The organism is Planctellipticum variicoloris (genome assembly GCF_030622045.1).
GTDB classification, from domain to species: Bacteria; Planctomycetota; Planctomycetia; order Planctomycetales; family Planctomycetaceae; genus Planctellipticum; species Planctellipticum variicoloris.
On the sequence record NZ_CP130886.1, the window covers coordinates 898402 to 919096 of the forward strand.

At 62.3% G+C, this 20695-nt stretch carries 19 protein-coding genes and 1 tRNA gene; 9 read left to right on the forward strand and 11 right to left on the reverse strand.

Features of this window, described 5'->3' with window-relative positions; translation table 11 throughout:
* Window positions 1-57 precede the first annotated feature (57 nt).
* Both SH412_RS03505 and SH412_RS03510 read right to left on the reverse strand, forming a co-directional pair.
* Window positions 58-552 (reverse strand): EVE domain-containing protein, encoded by a 495-nt coding sequence (locus SH412_RS03505; protein WP_336522126.1) that lies wholly within the window; start codon window positions 550-552, stop codon window positions 58-60.
* 90 nt (window positions 553-642) lie between these two features.
* Complete coding sequence (locus SH412_RS03510) at window positions 643-1005, reverse strand: hypothetical protein (protein ID WP_336522127.1); 363 nt, start codon at window positions 1003-1005, stop codon at window positions 643-645.
* Window positions 1006-1607: 602 nt separating this feature from the next.
* On the opposite strand from SH412_RS03510, the gene SH412_RS03515 reads away from it, so the two are divergent.
* The 4 genes from SH412_RS03515 to SH412_RS03530 all read left to right on the forward strand — a co-directional run bounded on the left by SH412_RS03515 (window position 1608) and on the right by SH412_RS03530 (window position 6677).
* Window positions 1608-2876 (forward strand): sulfatase family protein, encoded by a 1269-nt coding sequence (locus SH412_RS03515; protein WP_336522128.1) that lies wholly within the window; start codon window positions 1608-1610, stop codon window positions 2874-2876.
* Window positions 2877-3162: 286 nt separating this feature from the next.
* A complete protein-coding gene (gene folD / locus SH412_RS03520) occupies window positions 3163-4038 on the forward strand; it encodes a bifunctional methylenetetrahydrofolate dehydrogenase/methenyltetrahydrofolate cyclohydrolase FolD (protein WP_336522129.1) in 876 nt (291 codons plus the stop codon).
* Between the two features lie 579 nt (window positions 4039-4617).
* The gene (locus SH412_RS03525) at window positions 4618-6147 is read left to right on the forward strand and encodes a hypothetical protein (protein WP_336522130.1); all 1530 of its coding nucleotides are present in this window, start codon (window positions 4618-4620) and stop codon (window positions 6145-6147) included.
* 92 nt (window positions 6148-6239) lie between these two features.
* A complete protein-coding gene (locus SH412_RS03530; protein ID WP_336524189.1) occupies window positions 6240-6677 on the forward strand; it encodes a GNAT family acetyltransferase in 438 nt (145 codons plus the stop codon).
* A gap of 50 nt (window positions 6678-6727) precedes the next feature.
* Here SH412_RS03530 and SH412_RS03535 read toward each other — a convergent pair whose 3' ends face one another.
* The gene (locus tag SH412_RS03535) at window positions 6728-8107 is read right to left on the reverse strand and encodes an outer membrane protein assembly factor BamB family protein (RefSeq protein ID WP_336522131.1); all 1380 of its coding nucleotides are present in this window, start codon (window positions 8105-8107) and stop codon (window positions 6728-6730) included.
* 75 nt (window positions 8108-8182) lie between these two features.
* The gene (locus tag SH412_RS03540; protein WP_336522132.1) at window positions 8183-10222 is read right to left on the reverse strand and encodes an ABC transporter ATP-binding protein; all 2040 of its coding nucleotides are present in this window, start codon (window positions 10220-10222) and stop codon (window positions 8183-8185) included.
* 232 nt (window positions 10223-10454) lie between these two features.
* On the opposite strand from SH412_RS03540, the gene SH412_RS03545 reads away from it, so the two are divergent.
* Window positions 10455-11324: a hypothetical protein gene (locus SH412_RS03545; protein WP_336522133.1), complete on the forward strand. Its 870-nt coding sequence runs from the start codon at window positions 10455-10457 to the stop codon at window positions 11322-11324.
* A 97-nt stretch (window positions 11325-11421) separates the two neighbouring features.
* Here the strand turns inward: SH412_RS03545 and SH412_RS03550 are convergent.
* The 3 genes from SH412_RS03550 to SH412_RS03560 form a co-directional block, all read right to left on the reverse strand.
* Window positions 11422-11495 (reverse strand) — tRNA-His (locus tag SH412_RS03550).
* A gap of 138 nt (window positions 11496-11633) precedes the next feature.
* Window positions 11634-12335, reverse strand: a complete 702-nt coding sequence (locus SH412_RS03555) for a hypothetical protein (protein WP_336522134.1) — start codon at window positions 12333-12335, stop codon at window positions 11634-11636.
* 371 nt (window positions 12336-12706) lie between these two features.
* Window positions 12707-13396: a 3-keto-disaccharide hydrolase gene (locus tag SH412_RS03560; protein ID WP_336522135.1), complete on the reverse strand. Its 690-nt coding sequence runs from the start codon at window positions 13394-13396 to the stop codon at window positions 12707-12709.
* A 319-nt stretch (window positions 13397-13715) separates the two neighbouring features.
* Here SH412_RS03560 and SH412_RS03565 point away from each other — a divergent pair, with 319 nt between their 5' ends.
* From SH412_RS03565 to SH412_RS03575, 3 genes are all read left to right on the forward strand, one after another.
* Window positions 13716-15455 (forward strand): GGDEF domain-containing protein, encoded by a 1740-nt coding sequence (locus tag SH412_RS03565; RefSeq protein ID WP_336522136.1) that lies wholly within the window; start codon window positions 13716-13718, stop codon window positions 15453-15455.
* A 202-nt stretch (window positions 15456-15657) separates the two neighbouring features.
* Entirely contained in the window at window positions 15658-16389 is a 732-nt protein-coding gene (locus SH412_RS03570) for a glycosyltransferase family 2 protein (RefSeq protein ID WP_336522137.1), read from the forward strand.
* Between the two features lie 45 nt (window positions 16390-16434).
* Window positions 16435-16719: a YbeD family protein gene (locus SH412_RS03575; RefSeq protein WP_336522138.1), complete on the forward strand. Its 285-nt coding sequence runs from the start codon at window positions 16435-16437 to the stop codon at window positions 16717-16719.
* Here SH412_RS03575 and SH412_RS03580 read toward each other — a convergent pair.
* A complete protein-coding gene (locus tag SH412_RS03580) occupies window positions 16706-17257 on the reverse strand; it encodes an SRPBCC family protein (protein ID WP_336522139.1) in 552 nt (183 codons plus the stop codon). The genes SH412_RS03575 and SH412_RS03580 overlap by 14 nt on opposite strands.
* Before the next feature lie 95 nt (window positions 17258-17352).
* On the reverse strand, window positions 17353-18123 hold the full coding sequence (locus SH412_RS03585; RefSeq protein ID WP_336522140.1) for a tetratricopeptide repeat protein: 771 nt from the start codon (window positions 18121-18123) through the stop codon (window positions 17353-17355).
* 183 nt (window positions 18124-18306) lie between these two features.
* Here SH412_RS03585 and SH412_RS03590 point away from each other — a divergent pair, with 183 nt between their 5' ends.
* Window positions 18307-18804: a DUF420 domain-containing protein gene (locus SH412_RS03590; RefSeq protein WP_336522141.1), complete on the forward strand. Its 498-nt coding sequence runs from the start codon at window positions 18307-18309 to the stop codon at window positions 18802-18804.
* 12 nt (window positions 18805-18816) lie between these two features.
* Here SH412_RS03590 and SH412_RS03595 read toward each other — a convergent pair whose 3' ends face one another.
* Entirely contained in the window at window positions 18817-19365 is a 549-nt protein-coding gene (locus tag SH412_RS03595; RefSeq protein ID WP_336522142.1) for a GNAT family N-acetyltransferase, read from the reverse strand.
* A gap of 45 nt (window positions 19366-19410) precedes the next feature.
* The gene (locus SH412_RS03600) at window positions 19411-20643 is read right to left on the reverse strand and encodes an acyltransferase family protein (RefSeq protein WP_336522143.1); all 1233 of its coding nucleotides are present in this window, start codon (window positions 20641-20643) and stop codon (window positions 19411-19413) included.
* Window positions 20644-20695: the final 52 nt, after the last annotated feature.

A 20695-nucleotide genomic window follows, 5' to 3' on the forward strand; every position in this document is an offset into this window, starting at 1 on the left:
CCCACGGCGGCACGAGGGCGAAGAGTATTGCATTCCGCGGATCGTCGGGAAGCCGGGTTACGGCTTGACGCCGGCGAGCCGGTGCACGGCAGACCACTCCTCGGGGGTGACCGGCTGAATCGACAGCCGCATCCCCCGCTTCATCACCAGCATTCCGCTCGTGGCGGAATCGGCCGCCAGTTGCTCGCGCGTCACCGGTTCCGGAAATCGCTTGAGGAGCTTCACGTCGACCATGATCCAGCGGGGTGCATCCGTCTTGGAGCCTGGATCGTAGTATTTGCTCGTCGGATCGAATTGTGTGAAATCCGGATAGCCCGCCCTGACCACGGTCATCGTGCCGAAAATTCCCAGCGGTTCTTCGCGGCTGTAGTAGAACAAGACCCGGTCGCCGACCTGCACGTCGTCCCGCAGGAAGTTCCGCGCCTGGTAATTCCGGACGCCATCCCAGGGGGCGGTCTGGCCCGCCGCGGCCTCCAGGTGGTCGATCGAAAACGCCGACGGTTCGGACTTGAAGAGCCAGTAACGCCGGGTTGAGGCAGCGCGGGGCGGCATGGGCGATCCTTGGTGGGGCAATCAACGAAGCGAGGCCGCCGAAAACAATCGGCGGCCTCGCGGTTCAAACCCATCTCCGGCAGGTCGGAGTTATTCCGGAGCCTTGCCCGGGAGCTTGCCTTCCTTGAGCAGGTCGCCGAAGGTCTTGCCTTCGGTCTTGCTCTTTTCGCCTTCGACCTTCTTCAGCGCCTTCTTGATGACTTCGGCGTCCTTGACGTTCTTGGCGTCGAGGGCCTTGCCCATGGCGTCGCCGTAGTCGTTCTTATTCTTCTTGCTCTCGCCGTAGTGACAAATGCCACACTTGACCTTGTCGGCTTCGGCTTCGAGTTTCTCGTAGCTCTTCTTGAACTCGCCCAGGTAGTTCGGGCGGGCCTGGGCGTCGCCCGAGGCGACAACCATCAACACTCCGGCCAGCGACAGTCCGCAAGCCACCCACGTCAAATTCTTCTGCATTCCGAAGTTCCTCCAAGACCATCTGCTGCCAGACGACGGTGCGGCCCGAGTTTCAGTCGTCAATCATCCAGTCTCACCGACGAGGCGAACTCCCCCGACGCCGTACGACACCGTCTACCGAGGTGCTCATTAGACTGAGGCCCGCAGTGCAGTGTCAACTCCGATCAACGTCGGTCAATGTAAGTCGAAAGTTCCTGTGAAGATTCGACTTTGAGAGAGATTCGTCGGCAAAGCGGACGTTCCGGAAGCACGTCTGGCCATCGGGCCGCAAGCCGTGAGCCAGCACACATGTGCTTCCGAGGACTCCAGACTCAGCAAATGGCGATCCGCTGCCTGGGAATTCTCCAAACTGGATTTCTGAAGCCATGTCCGCGGGCCGACGGTTCAGCCTAGGGGATTTACGAAGCTTTTGCAGAGAAGTCGTGAGATCGGTCTGTCGCAGACTGTTGTGAAAATGACAACAGGATCTCCGTCAGTTTCAGAGAGCCTCGCACGCAGGCCCGTTCGCTGGCCCCCGCACCCCGGCTTTGCGAAGTGGCTGTCAGGGGGCTAAAGTCAGTTCCCACCGCACTTGACCGACCCCGATGATCGGAAAGGCTCCGATGTTCCCACTCTTCCGGATTTTCCTGCTTGGCGTCAGCTTGACGGCCCTGACAAGCGCCTGCACAGCCGCCGAAACCCCGCCGAACGTCCTGCTGCTGCTCGGAGACGATCAGGCGTGGGGGGATTTTGGATTCATGGGGCATCCGGAAATCCGGACGCCCCATCTGGATGCGCTGGCCGCTCAGGGGGCGGTTTTCTCCCGGAGCTATGTCCCTTCCAGCTTGTGTCGGCCGAGCCTAGCGACGCTGATCACCGGGCGCTATCCCCATCAGCATAAAATCAGCGGGAACGATCCTCCGAAGGGAACTCCCCGTGAAGCGATGCTGCAGCACATTCAGCGCGAGCCGACCATCCCGAAGCTGCTGGCGAAACGGGGCTACGTGAGTCTGCAGACCGGCAAGTGGTGGGAAGGGGCTCCCGCCCTCGGCGGCTTCACGGAAGCCATGACGCACGGCGACCCGGCCCGCGGCGGACGGCACGGCGATGTGGGGCTCAGAATCGGCCGCGAGACCCTCCAGCCGGTCTATGACTTCATCGACGGGCACAAAGACCAGCCATTCTTCGTCTGGTATGCGCCGATGATGCCCCACACGCCTCACAATCCGCCGGAACGCCTGCTGGCGAAGTACCGCGGCGCCGACAAGCCGATCACAGTCGCCCGCTATCACGCCATGTGCGAATGGTTCGACGAAACGATCGGCGAACTGCTGGCTTACCTGGACCGGAAGCAACTGTCGGACAACACGCTGGTCGTATTCGTCACCGACAACGGCTGGATTCAGGACACGCAGAAACAAGTCTACGCTCCGCGCAGCAAACGCTCTCCGTACGAGGGGGGGATTCGATCGCCGATCATCCTCCGCTGGCCGGGGCGCATTCCGCCGGGGAAGTATGACACTCTGGCGTCATCGATTGATCTCGCGCCGACGATTCTGGCGGCCGCAGGGGCCGAGGTTCCCGCGGAGCTGCCCGGCCTGAATCTCCTGCCGATCATTCAGGCGGGGGGGAAGTCGCCCCGAAATCAGCTCTTCGGCGAAGTTTTCGACCACGACGTCGCCGAGATCGACCGGCCCGCGGCGAGCTTGCTGTATCGCTGGACGATTCAGGATCAATGGAAGCTGATTCTACCGACAGCGGCCGGCGCTCGTCCGGAACTGTACGATCTGTCGGCCGATCCGACGGAGGATCACGATCTGGCGGCGGCGCAGCCGGAGCGGGTTCGCAAACTGACGGCGGACATCGATCAGTGGTGGAACGCGCGCGAGTAAATTTGAGAGAACGGCAAGGGGTCCGGAGAGGACAACCACGAATCTCACGAATGCACGCGAATCACAGCGAAGAGTTTGAACCACGAGAAACGCGGAGCTCACGAAAAGGAAACCGGCGGATGCCAGCTCCAGCTCGCTTTACCAGCGATGACGCGAGGCAACCGATTAGAAGCGAAGACCGGGGCTTCGCGAAGACGCTCCAGCCGCCGGCCACTCGGATGGTGCCGGACTGTGACCACCGATTAATACGACCCGCGGGACAATCACTCCTGCAAGAAGACCTTGAATGACAGCGCAACTGATTGATGGGAAGGCGATTGCCGCGAAGACGCGTCTGCGGGTGGCTGCCGAGACGGCCGAGTTCATCGCGGCAACGGGCGTCGTGCCGCAACTGGCGACCGTGCTGGTCGGTGAAGACCCGGCGAGCGCCGTCTATGTGCGCAACAAGCATGTAGCCTGCGAGAAAGTGGGATTTCGGAACCAGCAGCACACGCTCCCCGCGACGACGAGCCAGGCGGAACTGCTGGAGCTGGTCAGCCGGTTGAATGGGGACCCGGCGGTGCACGGCATTCTTGTGCAACTTCCGTTGCCGGAGCAGATTGACGAACAGGTCATTCTGGATTCCGTTCATCCCTTGAAGGATGTCGACGCCTTTCATCCGGAAAACGTCGGTCTGATCGTGCAGGGCCGGCCGCGGTTCTTGCCCTGTACGCCGGCGGGCGTGCAGGTGCTGCTGCGAGAGTCAGGAGTGGAAGTCGACGGCGCCCACGTGGTGGTGATCGGCCGGAGCGAGATTGTCGGCAAGCCGATGGGAATGATTCTGGTGCAGAAGGGGGAAACCGCCAATGCCACGGTCACCATCTGCCACAGCCGGACGCGGCATCTGCCGTCGATCGTGCGGACGGCGGACATCATCGTGGCGGCGATCGGCCGGCCGAATTTCGTGACGGCGGACATGGTCAAGCTGGGGGCGGTGGTGATCGACGTAGGGATCAACCGCGTCGGCGACCGGCTGGTGGGGGACGTCGATTTCGACGACGTCCGCGAAGTCGCCTCGGCGATCACTCCGGTTCCGGGGGGCGTCGGCCCGATGACAATTGCGATGCTGATGCAGAACACGCTGACGGCAGCCCGGCTGCAGACGGGTGGAGCAGCGAAATAGCCCCGAGTGCCCGACCGACAGGCCATCGGCTTCGAACTCCCGAAACTTCGTGCCCCATTCCGGGCACGCCGCCGGACCGTACAACAACTCCCGCAATTCCCCCGCCGCCTCCCGCAACCGCTCCTGCAGTTCCGGGCGGATCGACCGCTTCGCGAACGCCATCCCTGGCCTCCTTAAACGGGAACTCTCGCTCATCAAAAGACTTCCGCCGACGAACGGCGTCGACGTCCCCGACACAAGGTGCACCCGATGAACGCCCGCGCGCGAAGTGCGTCGTGCACTCCACAAACTGCAAAGTTGCTGCAAAACGCTCTAGGCGGAACCGGCAGAAATTGCTAGTCTCCCGCGCGATGCTCAACCTGCGTGATCGGCGCAGGCCACGGAGGATTGGAGTCGAACATCGTTGAGAAAGGATTCGGTATTATGGGGCAGTTCTGGCGCCGGCACGCAGACACCGTGCCTACTTTGATCTCTGGCAGGGGGACGCGTTTTCTGGCTCTCCTGCTGGCAGGGACATGTGGAATCGTCCGGGATGACGCGTCGGCCCTGGCGCAAGGATCTCGAACGCGTCCGGTCTCGATGTCGACGGAAGATCGTCGACAGATGATGGACGGCTTCTCCGACTCGTTGTACCGCGCGGAAGAGCAGCGGTTTGACGACCGGCTGCAGTACGACATGCAGCGGATGGGACCGCTCTATGACGCAAGTCGCGTCACTCCCGAAATGCTGAAGCTGCGCCCATTGGTGAAGGCGGCGGCGAGCGAAGGGTCCCGCCTGGTGCGGTTCCTGGACGACGACGCCCGCCTCAATCCCGGCCTCCGCCTGCTTTCGTCGGATGCCCTCAAGCTGAACGCCCGCGTGCAGGTGCTGGCCCAGAAGATCCAGCAGGTCTCCGACCAGCGACTGGTCGACGAGGATTTTCGGGCGTTGGACGCCGGCTGGCGCGAACTGGGCTACAAGCTGGGCCGGACACGGGATCTGAGCCGGGACACGCTGGCCAGCCTCTCCTCGATCGAAGATCTCGCCGGGCAGATCGCCGGCATCCTCAAAATCACGCCGCAGGTTGACAGCCGGCAGTTGCAGCAGCGGGTCACGACGCTCGCGGCCGATTTCAGGACCCTCTATGAGGATATCGGCTACGAGATGGGGCGTACGCAGAATGCGAGTGCTCTGCTGATGGGGGTCAGCCGCGTCCGCAGTTCGCTCGACCGGTTTTCGGACCTGATCCTCCGGAACGACCTGGACCAGCAGCAGCTCGCCGCGGAGTATCAGCGATTCCAGCAGCAGTGGTATCCGCTGGCGCAGCAGCTTCAGGCGACGGGGAATCGGATTTTCGACCGCAGTCTCCGGCGAATCACGCTGACGGACAACGAGATCCACTCCCTGCTCCTGCTGCCGCCACAAGGCGACAAGCAGCAGCTTCTGTACCTGACCGGCGTGCTGCGGAAGGACATTGACGAATTCTTCCAGCGCACCCCGCTGTCGCTGCTGATTCACCTGCCGAACTCCGAGCGGGCCCTCGCCACCGCCGATCAGTTCTACGGCGTTTGCGAACACTTCATCGACACCGTCAGCAATCCGGTTGGCGGACAGAGTCGCGACCAGGATCTGGTCGACGCGTTCCGTTACATCGAAGAGGCCGAGCAGTCTTTCTCGCAGACCTTCCGCGGCGTGAAGAGCACTGCGGCGCTGGCCGTGCTGCAGCAGATCGAACAGACGATCGATACGCTGCGTCAGGTGCTGCAGATCCAGTCGCACGAGTTCGATCGTTCGCAGGCGATCGAGCTGGCGGCCGACGTCGCCAACATGACGGACGATCTCGATCGCGTGGTGCGACGCTGGCTGCAGACCGAGCGGCCTCCATTCGCTTCGGATTGCCTCCGCGAAGTCGAGAATCTTGCGCGCGGCTCCGCGGACCTGCAACGGAAACTGTATTCGAACGCGTCGATCGTCGAAATCAGCCGTGACAGCGAAGACCTGTACGACAACTGGCGGACGGTCTACAACTATCTGGTGAAATGCACGACCGAGGATCGCCGCGAACTCGGACGGATTTCCACCCGCCTGACCCCCGCCCTGTTCCAGCTCCGGACCATGCTGGTGCAGTAGCCCCTGGCTCCGTGAGTGCGAGATTACTGACAACGCCCGCGGGAGCCTGCTTCCGCGGGCGTTGTCGTTTTGAGAAAGGGTCAGTCGTGACGATGCCGCTTGACGACATTCAAATTCGACCTTACGACGATGCAGACATGCAGGCTGTGATTGCCCTCTGGAACGCCGTTCTCCCCGACTCGGCCCCGCACAATGATCCCTCCACTTCCATTCGACAGAAAATCGCCGTCGAACGCGATCTGTTTCTTGTGGCCGATCTTGCGGGTTCGGTTGTCGGCACTGTCATGGGGGGCTACGACGGTCACCGGGGGTGGATCTATTCGGTGGCGGTCGATGCCGGGCATCGTCGATGCGGCATCGGGGCCGCGCTGCTGCGGCGTCTGGAAGCCGACTTGAAGTCCCGCGGGTGCCTGAAGGTGAATCTTCAGGTTCGTGCCACAAACACGCAGGTGATTGGGTTCTACGAAAGGTTGGGTTTTATGGTCGAACCGATCGTCAGCATGGGGAAGCGGCTGTACTCACAATCGTAGCGCCGGGGGGGAATCGCCAACTGAGCTGGACCGGCCAAGGTGGTCCAGCTTCAGAATCGGCGACGCTCCGGCTTCGGCGCATCGACATACGGGGCCGACGGGGGGGGCTGCACCAGCAGCAGCCCTTGAGCCGTGCGGAACAGCAGGCGGTTTCCGGAAATTGCGGGGGAAGCGAAGCAGCCCTGACCGACCTGGTTCTCGGCGATCAGTTCACCGCGGGACGTCCGATCGACGACCGAGACGATTCCCGCCTCGTTCACGCAGTAGAGATACTTTCCCATTGCGACCGGGGAAGCGGAGAACCGACCCTGCAGTCGCTTTTTCCAACGGGCTTTGCCGGTGGCTTTCTCCAGGCAGGTCAGCACACCGTCGTCCGCGAGGATCAGCAGATCGCTGTCGCAGACGAGCGGAGACGGGAGGTCGCTGGCGGATCGCCGTTCCCGCCAGATGACATGCGACGCGGTAACATCTCCGGACCCGTCGGCCCGGATGCAGACGATCTGCTCGTTCGGGTATCGGATTGAGGCGTACACGCAGTCCTCATCGAACGCCACGCTGCCGACAGGTCGGTCGGCAGTCCAGCGACAGGTCCAGAGCATGGCTCCGTCGGCCGGATTATATGCGGTGACTCCGCGGCGCCCCGGCAGGACAAGCTGCTCCCGGCCGGCAATTCTTGCGACGATCGGCGTACCGTAGCTGTCTCCAGCAGGTCGGAGGATCCGCCAGATGATTTCGCCGGTCTGGCGATGGAGGGCCGCGAGGAAACTGGCGCCGCGCAACCGGTCCGCGGGCGCCCCGCGCTGATCGCCCGAAACAATGACCAGCGAGCCGCTGACGACGGGAGAAGCCATGTAACCCCATGTCGAGGAATACGGTCCCGCCTCACGCTGCCAGAGGAGTTTCCCCGTGAGATCGACGGCGGTGACTGTCAACTTGCCGGCCTGATCGGACGCCAGAAACATTCGCTCGCCATCGCAGGCTGGCGTCGAGAACGGGGGAGAGCCTCTTGCACCGTTCGGCGGGAAACCGCCCCGCTGAACGGTCGATGTCCACAGCGGCCGCCCGCTGTCGCGATCGAAGCATTCGAGCAGCAGTGAATCCTGCTTTTCGTCCGCGGCTGCAACGTAGACTCGCCCGTCCCAGACAATGGGAGAGGAATGCCCGCTTCCGGAAATCCGGGCCTGCCAGCCGACATTGGCGCTCTGAGACCAGCGAACCGGCGGCTGCGATTGATCGACAAAACCATTCTGCCGCGGGCCGCGCCACCAGGGCCAGTCTTCCTCTCCGGGAACTGGATCCGCCAGGCGGAAATTCACCGGCAGGTGAGCCCGATGAACTTCACCGACACCCGTCGACAGCCAGAGTCCGAGAAGGGCGAGGAGGACTGCGCCCCCGCTCGACAGCCCCCATCTCGTCCAGCGACTCCTCACGATTCTCACACCTTCGACAGATCGGCGCACGAGCGGCGCCTGGGTTCGGAACATTTGGCGAATGAAGTTGTCGAATTACGCGGCGGCCCGTTGAGGACCCGCAAACAGGCGTGCATAGAGGGGGCAGGCCGCAATCAGATCTGCATGCTGACCGGCGGCGATGACGCGACCGCGGTCCATGACGACGATGCGATCGATGAAGTCGAGCAGCGTCTGGTTCAGGCTGTGCGTGATCAGCACGACCGTCCGTTGGCGGCAGAATTCCCGCAGGGACTGCTGAATCAGTCGCTCGCTGTGCGCATCGACTGCGGACGTCGGCTCATCCAGAATCAGCAGTTGAGGATCTCTCAATAGTGCGCGGGCCAGCGTAATCCGCTGCCGCTGGCCGCCCGAGAAGTTTCGGCCCCCTTCGCCGATGATCGTCTGAAGCCCCGCCGGCAGAGTTTCCGTGAACTCGAGCACGTGCGCCCGTTGCGCCGCCTCGCGGACTTCAACATCGGTGGCGTCGGGACGGCCGTAGCGGATGTTTTCCAGGAGCGAACCGTCAAACAGGACGGCGTCCTGCGAGACGAGCGCCAATTGACCGCGAATGTCGCGAATGCGCACCTCGCGAAGGTCGATTCCATCGAATCGGACAACGCCCTCGTCGGGATCTGCGAATCGGGCCAGCAGGCTTGCCAGCGTCGATTTTCCGCATCCGTTCGGGCCGACGATGGCAATGGTTTCCCCGGCGGCGATCCGCAGGTCAACGCCATCGAGTGCGTGCTGGCGGGGAGCGCCGTCGGTTTCGCGGTGATACGAAAAGCGGACGCCTTCCAGTTCAATGCCGGCCGACAGCGGCCCCAGCCACACCGGTTCTGCGGCCGTCCGCAGCAGCGATTCGCGATCCATTCTCTGAAAAACGACCTCTGCGGCCGTCCCCGTCTGCTTGATCGTCGTGTAGAACTTGGAGAATTTCCGAACCGGGTCCAGCATTCCCGCCATCAGGGCGTACATGACCGACAGGTCCGAGAAATCGAGCTGGCGCCCCGACAGCCGGATGCCCCAGATCGACGTCGCATGGTTCAGGACAAGATAGGCGCACGGCAGCAGCACCAGGCAAACTGCGGTCTGTCCCAGCATTTCCGTGGCCGGGTTGCACAAGGCGTCGATCCGCACGATGCGGAGCGCCTGCCGATAGAATTCTCGATTCTGACGGTGGAAGCGTCGCCGCATCGCCCCCGCGGCATCGTACGCGATCACGACCTTCATGTTCGTGAAGGTCTCTTCCAGAGACTTGTAGATCTGCCCCATGCTGCTGAGGGTCCGCTGAGCCGCATGGCGCAAACTCTGCCCCAGCCGTCGGTACATCAGGCCTGCGATCGGCAGAAACACGAGTGACAGCAGCGTCAACTGCCAGTTCAGAAAGAACGCGGCCCCGAGACAACTCACGGCCTTGAGCGGTTCCCGGACGATTTTTCCCCCGACATCGGAGAGGCCGGCGGCGACGGTCTGCAGGTCATAGGTCATGGACGATACGATCTGCGGAACTCCCTGCGCCGTGACGGACTGCGGATCCAGTTTCAGCGTCTGCCGGAACAGAGTTTCCCGCAAATCAATCACGGTTCGCTCAGAGACGCTGGCCACCAGCACGTCCTGGGCGAAGCTGCAGGCCCCTTTCAGGGCCGTTATGACGAGCAGCAGGCCGAACAGCCCGACCAGCAGTGCGAACTGGTCGGACGGAAGTCTGGGGACGACCTCGGCCTCGACCCAGCTCAAGGTCCAGAGCCGATAAGACGCCTGATTCAGCCGGCGCTGTTCCCGGGCCTGATCGTTCAGCGCCCTCTCGCGCTGTTCAAATCGCCCCTCAGTTCCATCCTCCGGCAGGTCCGCGAGGAGCGAGTCGAGCGGAGTCAGCTTCTGTTTGAGAGCCGCGACTTCTTCCTCGGCTTTGGCGACTTCCTGTCGCACGTATTCCGGGAGAGACTGTTCCTGCAGAAAGACCTTCACGACCGGAAATGTGAGCAGCAGCTCAATGCTCCACAAGGCAGCGACGATCAGCCCGAAAACCAGAGACCCCGTCAAAGGCCGCCAGTACGGTCGCACGAATCCAGTCAGTCGGCCCCAGGTCGTCACAGCTCACGGCATCCCTGCCACCCTGAGGAACGGTCGACTCCAGTCCGCCGACATCTCCCTCCCGGGGGATGCGGATTACAGTCCAAATCGTCGTCTCCGTCCAGACGAGCTTGGAGCCGGTACGATCCCGTCTTGCTCTGATTCACGTCCTTCGGATAACCTCCGCGATCCCAAATGGGGAATCCGGTCCTCATTTCAGCCCTTGCCGGTGTGATCTTCGCGGAACACAAGGATGTTTTGCCCTCGCTGTCGGGCCGACGTCGCCGCGGAATTGTCGACCGACAACCGCCGGCTCCTGTGCGCCCGCTGTTCGACCGAGCTCGGTCTGGCAAACGGGCTGGCCCGTCCTGGAACGGTCCATCGCCGTTCGGCAGAGATCCAGCACGAAGCCCGGGAACTCCTGGCCCGCTGGAAGGCCGAATCTGCCGGCGGGACTTCCGCTGCGCCGACGGCAACAACTCCTGCGGCGAATGCGGAGTCCGGTGATCCTTCGCCTCCTGGAGACGCTGCCGTGAACTGGCGCATTGATAAATCGCACGCGGGGCAACCGCTGCCCGCTCCGCTCCCGCCTGCCGAATTGCCGCCTCCTTCGGACGCCGGCAGTTCTGCGGCCGTCGGGGCGCCGCATCTTGCCCGGAGACGGCGGCGGCGTCGCGCAAATGTCTCCAGCAAGGGCGGTTCGATTCAGCAAGCACTGGCTTTGCCAGTCGCCACTCCATCCCGTTCCAGCCCGAACTGGACGATTCTCAGCGGCCAGCTCTGCGCTTACGGGGGAGTCGGCCTCAGCACCTGCGGCACGGCCCTCGTCCTGTGGGCCTACTTCGGCGGGCCGGAAGTCTATGCTCCGAGCGGCTGGCTGCTGACGATCTTCGGGCAGATGCTGCTGTTTCTGGGGGTGATCATGCTGGTTTCAGGCGGGATGGAGCAGACGCAGCGCGAGGTCGTTCTGCGAATCGAGCAACTGGGCGACCGGCTGCTCCGGATGGAGTTCGCCCACGGCCCGCACGATCTGCAGGGGCCGCACTTTGGACGACAGAGATCGCCGGAAAACCATTCTGAATCAGATGTTACGGCGTGCGATGCGCCTGTCGCATCGGACTGATGGCACCGTGCTGAAACAGGCTGAACGTCAGGCTTACGACGATTTCAACGGAAAACGCCCCGACCGGTTGGTACAGGGCGTCCGCATTGACTCGCAGGGTGGCTAACCGGACTTGAACCGGCGACCCCCAGATCCACAATCTGGTGCTCTAACCAGCTGAGCTATAGCCACCATCGAACGGACGCAAAATACGCCATCGGGCGGCGGGTTGCAAGTCTCTGCCGTCGGGCAAGTTTACCTGCTGAATTCTCTCTCCGAACGGGAGATCAGACCCGATCCCGATCCAATTCAAAGGACACGCGAAGCCGCTCAAGAGTTCGCGGGCCGGTTCCGCAGGCGGGAGAGCTGGTCCTGAAATGCAGACTTGTCCGGGGCGTTGGGGGGCGGGAGGTCGGTGCTCGCGGTCCACGATCCGGCGGAACCGAACGGGCTCAACAGGTCGATTTCTGCAGCCAGATGCGGCGGCAATTCGGCTTGAATGGCCCGCGCCAGCGGTTCGAAGTCGCAAACGCAATGTCCGCCGCCGGGGAGTTCGGCCATAAAAGCCATTCGCAACCCGGCCGTCGCCAGCTTTTCCACCGCGGCAGACGTCGGCGACTCGTCGTCGCCGAGCGCCTCTTCGCCAAAGTCCCTGGCTCGACGCGGATCGGACACAAAGTCCCAGACATCCGCCGAAAGGGCGGCCGGGCCTGCCAGCAGATCGATCCAGCGATCACAGCGACGACGAAGTCCGTCAATCGCGCGATACGATCGATCTTCCGGCTCCGGGTTGTAATTCAGGAGCAGACGATAAATCTGGCGCCGGATCGGTTCCAGGCTGTCGAATGCGTGTTTCACAATCTGCGACAGGTCGTCGCGGTGCGTTGCGTCGCGCCCGCAGAGCAGGATGGTGGACCAGACTCGGATCGGCAGTTCGGCGACGAGAATCTCTGCCAGTACGTCGCAGGGAAGTGCGGCCTTCGCTTTGGGATCGGGGAGGCGCTGCTGCCAGCCCAGACGCAGTTGGCGCATGCACTCCCAGTAACTCTCCAGCCCGCGCGTCGACGGCCAGCCCGATGTTCGGGCCATTGTCGGACCGGCCAATGACGCGACAAACGCGAGATCCGCTAGGCGCGGCAGCGCCCAGCGAATTGGCGGAGAGGATTCTTGAGGTGGCATCACAATCCCGGCGGAGTCTCGTGTCTGAATGTCTGACTTTCGAATCGGGAATGCAAATGAAATGCCGGGTGTCGTGCCTCGGGCTGTAACTCGTTTTGGGGAAATTCATTACGTCGAGGCGTTCAGAACGGTGAATACCCGGGGAGATGCCCCGTGTGGTGTTTTGGCAACGTCGGAAGCCCCCGTGTCTGATGCTTGCAACTCTCCCCCAGGCAGAGTGGCCGCTACTTCTTCTTGGCGGTCGGGTCTTCCGCGATTTCGGCGGCCGTCAGATCGCGGATGCGGATCTCCCGCAACGCGGCGACAGTGGCGTAACTCGATATCCCCAGAGGCTTTGACAGCTCGACCTCCGGGCGGATGGAGATGGTTTTCCCGCGAATGTCCGCGTTCACGACTCGATCATCGCCGATCCATGCCTGGATATGCGTGTCCGTCACCCGCAGCCGGATCTTGTACCACTCCTTCTTCTTGAACGCCCGGTAGCTCGTGGTTTCGTTCTCCGAGGCGTCCAGGCCATTCAGACTCGACAGACCGACGACGCCGCCTCCCCATCCTCCGACGATCAGACTGCATGGCGAGTCCTTGACGGGAACCGTCAGCCCGCAGAAGAAGTCGCCGCCGTCAACCCGCTGCGCTTCCAGCGAGATCTCGTAGTTCGATCGGGGAAGTTCGCCGCCGGTCCATGTGATTCCGGAGAGGTCGGAACCCTGCTGCATCAGGATCTGGCCCTCTTCGACCGTGACTTCTCCCTCCCCGCCGAAGTTTGTTGGCTTCCAGTTTTTCAGGGTTTTTCCGTCGAACAGTGCTCGCCACTTCACCCCCGTTTCCGGATTCGCTTCCGGCGGCGCGCCATGCGCTACCGCGAAACCGATCCCGAGGCATCCCGTCAGCAGCAACCAGCCAGACCGCATCATCGCACATCCTTTCGAAATCAGCCGGCAACCGCGGCCGGGCGAAGGTGACTTTCGGAATTGGAAACGGGATTGTCCGGGCTGGTCCCCGTCGTTGCAACCGCTTCCATCCCACCGGGCGCCCGCGTTCACCAATGCCCGAGGGCCGAATTCCGTATTCAGACCGCAGAGTCCATACGATTGGAAATCGTGGCGCACGGCAGGTTTGATGAAAGTCGGCCGAGATTTCCCGCAGCGAATTGTCCAGTCCTTGCCGAACATGAGCTAGCTTTCAAGAGATGACGACTGCAAGGAATGCGCGACTCTCGCGGGCTGCGAAACAATGAGCGGGCTCTGGATTTCGTTACTTCAATTCTCACAGTCAGCCGCCTCAGGAGGTGCGATTTCAGCGCTGGCCGCGGTCTGCCTGCTCTACTATCTCCACCACATCTACCTTCTCGACGGCACGCGCGAGCTGATGAAATCGCTCCGCGAGGAATTGAGTCTTGTGGAACTTGAGTGTCGCCAGCTCGGACGCGAACGCTCAGTCACGCGAACTGAGATTCAGTTGCTGCGGGAAATGCTTGGCCAGCCGGACTTCGAGAAAGCCAGCGAATTGCTCCTGCGGCGATTTATTCCGAACGTGCAGGAAGGACTGGCCGCTGTCATCCAACTGGGACCGTCCGCGGAACTTCGTGTGATGCCGCGGGGGCTCTGCGAGGAGTCGGTTCGCAACCTGCAACTCGATCCCGAATTCGTCGCCTCGCTTCGCAACGGACCGCCAATTCTGATCGACGGATCGCGACTGACGTCCACGCGTCTGATGGCAAGTCTGTCCGTGGCGGACCGTCGCAAAATTGAGAGCCTGGCGCTTGTCGGTGTCGGTGCGGGCGATCAGATGCACGCGATTCTGATGACGAGCCGTCTGTTGCCCGTGTGCGGGGTGCCGCGTCAGCAACTGGAACTGCTAGCCCGAATCGCTGCCAGCCTTTCCGGCTCGCTCCATCAGCACATTCGCCACCATCACCAGTCGGCCCAGCTTCAGTTCACGCAGGTCCTGCTGGAACTGCGCGGAGTGCTCGATGCTCTGCAGGCCGATCCCATTCGCGTTATGCAGGAGTTTCTCGAACGCGTGGTGCAGCTCGTCGAGGCCGATCGCGGCATCGTGTTCCTGATTTCGGACAGGCACGGTTCCGGACTCGCTCCCGCGGCCAGAATCGGCCAGCCCCTTTCCGCCGGCGCCGAACCGGTCTGGCGGCGACATGAAGAGGCCATCGCCTGGGCGGGTTTCAGGGCGCAGCAGCAGTCGTCCTTTGATTCGGCGCAGCTCAAGCGGTTCCACGTCGACAGTCTGATCGGATCGGCCCTGACGATTCCGATCATCATTGACGACCGCACACCCGGGGTGCTGTGCCTGACGCGATCGAGGAACACTCCATTCGCCGCGCATCTGCAGTCGCTTCTCGAAAACGCCGTCGATGTTTTTACGACGGTGATGAATCGCGGACTGGAGGCGCAGGAGTTCGAACGCCAGGCGCGCGAGGATGGTTTGACAGAGCTCGCCAATCGCCGCGAGTTCGATCGCCAGTTGCTGCGGGAAGTGGAGGCCGTCCATGCTCAGCAGGTTGAAGGGTGCTGCCTGCTGCTCCTTGATCTCGATCGATTCAAGAAGGTCAACGACGACTACGGTCATCAGGGGGGGGACGAAGTCTTGCGGATCACGGCTCGCGTCCTGAAGGATCGCGTTGCCCGGATCCGCTCCGGCGACCGGGTGCTGCTCGCCCGCTACGGCGGCGAAGAAATGGCGCTGATTCTCCCGTCATTTACGATGCAGGGCGCTTTAAGAGTCGCCGAGCAGATCCGCGAGGCGATCGAAAAAACTGACTTCCGCCACGAGAACCGCTCGATCCATGTCACGGTCAGCATCGGGGTGGCCAGTTGCCCGCTCCACGCACTGAATGCGCCGGATCTGCTGGAAGCCGCCGACACGGCGCTGTACCAGGCGAAAGCACGCGGGCGAAACCGGGTTTGCGCCGCAATTCAGTCGCCGCTGGTCGAGTCCGGATCGGGGATTCTGGGCTGAATCGGTTCCCGGACTCCGGCAGCAACTCGGCGAGCCGCTGGGTGGACGCAGCGCCGATGGATATGGCACGATGCTGTGGCCGGCCGTTGCGGGGCCGGCCGCGTGTTCCCCACGGCCATTCTCCGGATGCTGTCTTTCCATAATGTCGGACTTCCCTGTTGCTGCTGCCGCGCCCCGACCCCGCGGAAAAGTCATCGCCGTCATGCCCGCCTACAATGCGGCGCTCACGCTCGAACGGACCATCGCCGATATTCCGCCGGGCTCCGTCGACCAGGTCATCGTCGTCGACGACTGCAGTCGCGACAATACCGTGGAGGTGGCGGAGCGGCTTGGTTTGACCGTCGTCCGGCATGAGAAAAATCTGGGCTACGGCGGCAACCAGAAGACCTGTTATCGCCTGGCGCTCGAGGCCGGCGCCGACTACGTCGTGATGATTCACCCGGACTACCAGTACGACAGCCGGGTGATCCCCGTTGCAATCGAAATCATCCGACTCGGCATCTGCGACTTCGTCATGGGATCACGAATCCGCACCCGGCGCGAGGTCCTGGACGGGGGGATGCCCCTGTACAAGTATCTTGCGAACCGTTGCCTGACATTCATCGAGAACGTCGCCCTGGGACAAAATCTGGGGGACTTCCACAGCGGCTTTCGGGCCTACCGCCGCGAGGTCCTGGAGACGATTCCCTACGAACAGAACTCGAACGACTTCGTTTTCGACACGCAGTTTCTGGCGCAGTCGGTCTATTTCGGATTCAAGCTCGGCGACATCCCCGTTCCCGTCCGCTATTTCGATGAGGCGAGCAGCATCAATTTCCGCCGCAGCGTGACTTACGGTCTGGCGACGCTGGGCGTCATGGCGCTGTACGGGCTGAAGAAACTGGGGCTGTCGCGGTCCCCCCTCTTTGTGAGAAAGTTGACTTCGTCGGTATAATTGACGAAGCCGTCTCCGCCCCGCCTGCCTCGGGATTTGCCTGTCGTGGATCAGCCTGCTGCTCTGGAACTGCTGCTCGCTACGCACGAGTTCCCCTGCCGTTTTCTGTTCAAGGCCATCGGTCGGACTGACGGCAGCTTTGCCGAGCAGGTTGTGGCCGTGGTGCGGGCCGAGCTGGATCACGATTTTGACTCGCCGTTTTCGCTCAAGCACACGGCGGGCGGCCGGCACGTCTCGGTGACGATTGAACCGTGGATTGAGACCGCCGAACAAGTCCTCGCCGTCTACGCCTGCATCCGGACTGTCCCCGGGCTGGTCATGCTGATGTAAGTCGGGCTCGACGAGTCTGCCGCGATTCAGCCGGCTGCAGAGTCTCCGCGGTTTCTCCGGCCGCGAAGAACAGCTCTCGCATCTTCTGTTCGCGAAACTCGAAAATCCGCGCGACGTCTCCCTTCACGGCCAGTGCATGCACGAGCGTTCCGCCAGGCACCGCATACTCCACCTCGTCCGTCATCAGCGTCCCCCCGTTCCGCTCGACGAATGAATGCCGATGCCGCCAGAGCCGATACGGCCCCTGAACCTGCTCGTCGACGAATTGCAGCGGCGGCTCCCAGCCGGTGATCTCGGTTCGCCAGCGAATGGGAAATCCGTGCAGGCGCAGCCGGTAATCGATCAGCGCCCCGACATGCATCGCAATGGGCGGCGGTGTTTCCACATGAAAATGCAACAAGGGCGGCGTGATCGCCTCCAGATTGAACGCGTCCGCGAAGAAGTCAAAAACGTCCTCGCGCCGTCGCGGAAGCCAGATCTCCGCCCGCAACAGAAATATTCCCGGAGTCACCGGATGTCGCCCCAGACTCACGGCCATCACGTCTCTCCCACAATTGGAATTTGAGGGAGTTATAGGCAGGAACGACGGGACGGCCACTCGCAGCAGTTGCCTGTCCGGCTCTCGACTCGCGTTTACTTCGCGTTCGCCTCGCGTTCCAGTTGCTCCCACTGCAACCGACCAACTTGCCACATCCACGCCGGACCGTAACCGGCACGCGGCCCCCATGTGTTTGCGACCGCTGCTCGCAGATGCCGTCGGGCTTCTTCCGGATCGCCTTCGGCCGCGGCATTCAGGCCGATATACAGTTCCGCGTAGAACAGCCGCTTTTCTCGCTCGGCGTCATCCAGCTTCGCGGCGGCAATTCCGTCGAGGATCTGCCTGGGGGTGATTTCCCCGGCGAACAGTTTGTAGACCGCGGGGAACGGCTCGCGATCGTCTTTCTCGTACTTCAGCAGCTCCTTGCGGGCAGCATCTTTGCCATGTGCTTTATATTGGGACAGATACCGCCAGATCCCGTTCTCGCGGTCGACCTGGTCGAAGGCGTGGTACTTGCCGAACTGGGCCGCGGCGGACTCCGCCTTGCCGGCATAGTAGTACGCAATCCCCAGCCGCCAGTGAGAGGCATCCAGTTCCGGATCGAGCCGGACCATTTCTTCGTAGTCCTGCACAGCTCCGGCAAACTGGCCGAGAAAGAACCGGGCGTCCCCCCGGCGGGAGTAGGCGTCGCTCCCCTTCGCGTCGGCTGCGATCCGTTTCGTCATCGCATCGACAGTCTCCTGCCACCGCGCGACCTCTCTGGCCTTCTGGTCTGCAGAAATCGGCGCGTCCTCTGCGTCGACGGCCCCCAGCGCCAGCAGAGCAGCCAGAACTCCGCCATATGCCGTCCCAAGTCGAATTCTCATCCCGTCGTACTCCTCGGATCTGGCTTTCCGCGTTCAGCTTATCGCTTTCCGCTCTGAGCCATTCCGCCAGACTGACATTGACATCATGGCCCGCAATCTCCACAAAGCTCACCGGCGGAATGGGTTTGAGGCGCGACCGACTCCGCTCGCCAGGCCATTTCGACCATTGCTGGGAGGATGTTCGTGTTTCAGAACGGATTTCTGGGCTACAAAGCCTCATTCATGCTCGACTTCGTCGTCGTGGCCCTGGTCCTGATCGTCCCCATCCTGCTGTTCAGTCTCTATTCGGTCAAGGTGCGACGGCAGTTCTCGCGGCATAAGAACCTGCAGCTTCTCCTGGGAGTCGTGCTGCTGTTCGCCGTGGGGGCGTTTGAATTCGACCTGCACTTCATTCAGGGAGGCTGGGAGAACGTCGTCGCCAAACACGAACCGCCGCTGACTCCCGAGCAGCTCGGCACCGTTCGCATGCTGCTCCGCGTTCACCTGATTTTCGCAATCAGCACGCCGTTTCTGTGGGCGACGACGATTTTCCTGGCGCTGCGGAGGTTCCCGAATCCGCCGACACCCGGCCCGCACAGCGGTCTGCACAAGATCCTCGGCTGGCTGTCGACGGTGGATATTACGCTGACATCCGTGACGGGACTGATCTTCTACTGGTTCGCCTTCGTGACGAAGTGGTGAGGTGTCACCGGTTCACGATGACGTCGGGTTGCTCGATATTTCTGGCGGTTCATTGGGAAAATCGTCCAGCATCAACTGCAGGAGATGGACATCCAGCAGTCGACCAAATTTTCGCCCCACTTGCTTGAGCGTGCCAACTCTCCTGAAGCCCATGCTTTCGTTGAGGTGCAGGCTTGCCAGGCTTTCTTCGGCCACTCGGGCGATTACGGTATGAAAGCCCAGAGATTTCGCGGTTTGGAGGACCGCCTCCTTCAGCGAACGTCCGATTCCATGTCCACGATACCCGGTTCGGACGTAGGTCGTTGTTTCCACCGTGTCCACATAGGCTTGCCGCTCCGACCATCGACTGAGTGATGACCAGGCGACGACGGTCCCGTTCATGCACGCAACCAGGACGGGATGCCGCTCATCGTGCTGCTCCATCCACGCGCGACGTTCCTTCAGATCCTTGGGTTCGGTATCGAATGTTGCAGTCAATGTTTCGATCGCCTCATTGTAAATCGCAGTAATCGCCTCCAGGTCGCTCAGTTCGGCGCGACGGATTTCCACATGACAAGTCACGATCCGGCTCCTGTCCCTGCATCCTGATTCTGGTTTCTTCCCAGTTCAAATCCTCACAAAAATCCGCTGCCGGTAGAGCCAGAACACGAACAGCCAGAAAACCAGCAGGACGCTGCAGGACTGCACGATCGGGGCATATTGCGATCCGACGAGGCCGTAGAGTTCGAACAGTCCCGTTCCGAAATGTCTGGTCAGCGTTTGGGACGTCCAGCCGCTGAGCGTCTGGCCCATCACATACAGCAAAATCGAATTGGCCCCCGCCACAATCAGCGGGTACCCCAGCCACTTCCAGCCCAGACCGTCCATGACCGCGTAGAACAGCGACAGCAGTAACAGCGTCCAGCCGGCGCTGTAAAGGACCCAGCTCGGCGTCCAGATCCGCTTCACCACCGGGCAGACTCCGAGCACGCCGAGCCCCCAGCCTGCGCCCAGCAGCAGCAGGCCGCCGGCGATCAACACGCCGAGTACGCGCAGCCGGCCGGGCGTCGTGCGAATGATCTCGCCAGTCATCAGCCCGAGCAGCATCGTCACCAGCGACGGAATGAAGTTCAGCGTCGCGTAGCCTCCCTTGTTGAATTCGAACGGCTTGCCGTCCGGCTGCCGGAAGCGGTTCAGGAGCCAGACGTCGAAGTTCGCCGCCGGGTTGGTCCCCTTTTCCCAGTGCGCATTGAAGCCCGGCAGCCGCTGCCAGCCAGGTTCGACGCCGACCGTCGCCAGATTGAAGTCCGGAGGAGGCAGCGGCGTCATCGCAAACCAGCTCCAGTATCCGCAGAGGATCACGACGCTGACGATCACCTGGACCCAGCGCGGTCGATCCCAGAGGAGGAACAGGAAGAAGTATCCGAGGCCGATCTGCGTCAGGACATTGACGAAGGTGAAGTTGGTGCTTGACGTGCCGTTGGAGCTGAGCGCGATTCCGAGCAGGATCAGCACGATGGAGCGGGCCCCCGCATGCAGCGCCATTCCGCCCCACGAGTGTCCCTGTTTCTTGCGTTTGGCGTAGGAGTACGCCATCGAGACGCCGACCATGAACATGAACGACGGCTGGATCAGGTCCCAGAAGGAGCACCCGACCCACGGGACGTGCTCGAAGTAGAATGCCAGGCGCTGAAACTCGGCGCTCATCGTCAGCGGAAAGTTTCTGGCGGCCGCCGCGATGCCGAAGCCATTGGCGGCCAGGCAGATCATGACGAAACCGCGGTAGGCGTCGAGCGAGGCCAGGCGGTCGTCGGCGGGTTTACCGGCAGGCGCAGTCTTGGCGGCAGGGAGCGGCGGCATCGGGCGGGACCTCCAGCGGGGGAAACCGGCAGAAGCCGGTATTGTGAGCTTG

Excerpts from the sequence above, each read along its gene's own strand:
- SH412_RS03505 (WP_336522126.1), bottom strand. The coding sequence starts at position 552 with ATGCCGCCCCGCGCTGCCTCAACCCGGCGTTACTGGCTCTTCAAGTCC.
- SH412_RS03510 (WP_336522127.1), bottom strand. The coding sequence starts at position 1,005 with ATGCAGAAGAATTTGACGTGGGTGGCTTGCGGACTGTCGCTGGCCGGA.
- SH412_RS03515 (WP_336522128.1), top strand. The coding sequence starts at position 1,608 with ATGTTCCCACTCTTCCGGATTTTCCTGCTTGGCGTCAGCTTGACGGCC.
- folD (WP_336522129.1), top strand. The coding sequence starts at position 3,163 with ATGACAGCGCAACTGATTGATGGGAAGGCGATTGCCGCGAAGACGCGT.
- SH412_RS03525 (WP_336522130.1), top strand. The coding sequence starts at position 4,618 with ATGTCGACGGAAGATCGTCGACAGATGATGGACGGCTTCTCCGACTCG.
- SH412_RS03530 (WP_336524189.1), top strand. The coding sequence starts at position 6,240 with ATGCCGCTTGACGACATTCAAATTCGACCTTACGACGATGCAGACATG.
- SH412_RS03545 (WP_336522133.1), top strand. The coding sequence starts at position 10,455 with ATGTTTTGCCCTCGCTGTCGGGCCGACGTCGCCGCGGAATTGTCGACC.
- SH412_RS03555 (WP_336522134.1), bottom strand. The coding sequence starts at position 12,335 with ATGCGCCAACTGCGTCTGGGCTGGCAGCAGCGCCTCCCCGATCCCAAA.
- SH412_RS03560 (WP_336522135.1), bottom strand. The coding sequence starts at position 13,396 with ATGATGCGGTCTGGCTGGTTGCTGCTGACGGGATGCCTCGGGATCGGT.
- SH412_RS03565 (WP_336522136.1), top strand. The coding sequence starts at position 13,716 with ATGAGCGGGCTCTGGATTTCGTTACTTCAATTCTCACAGTCAGCCGCC.
- SH412_RS03570 (WP_336522137.1), top strand. The coding sequence starts at position 15,658 with ATGCCCGCCTACAATGCGGCGCTCACGCTCGAACGGACCATCGCCGAT.
- SH412_RS03580 (WP_336522139.1), bottom strand. The coding sequence starts at position 17,257 with ATGGCCGTGAGTCTGGGGCGACATCCGGTGACTCCGGGAATATTTCTG.
- SH412_RS03585 (WP_336522140.1), bottom strand. The coding sequence starts at position 18,123 with ATGAGAATTCGACTTGGGACGGCATATGGCGGAGTTCTGGCTGCTCTG.
- SH412_RS03600 (WP_336522143.1), bottom strand. The coding sequence starts at position 20,643 with ATGCCGCCGCTCCCTGCCGCCAAGACTGCGCCTGCCGGTAAACCCGCC.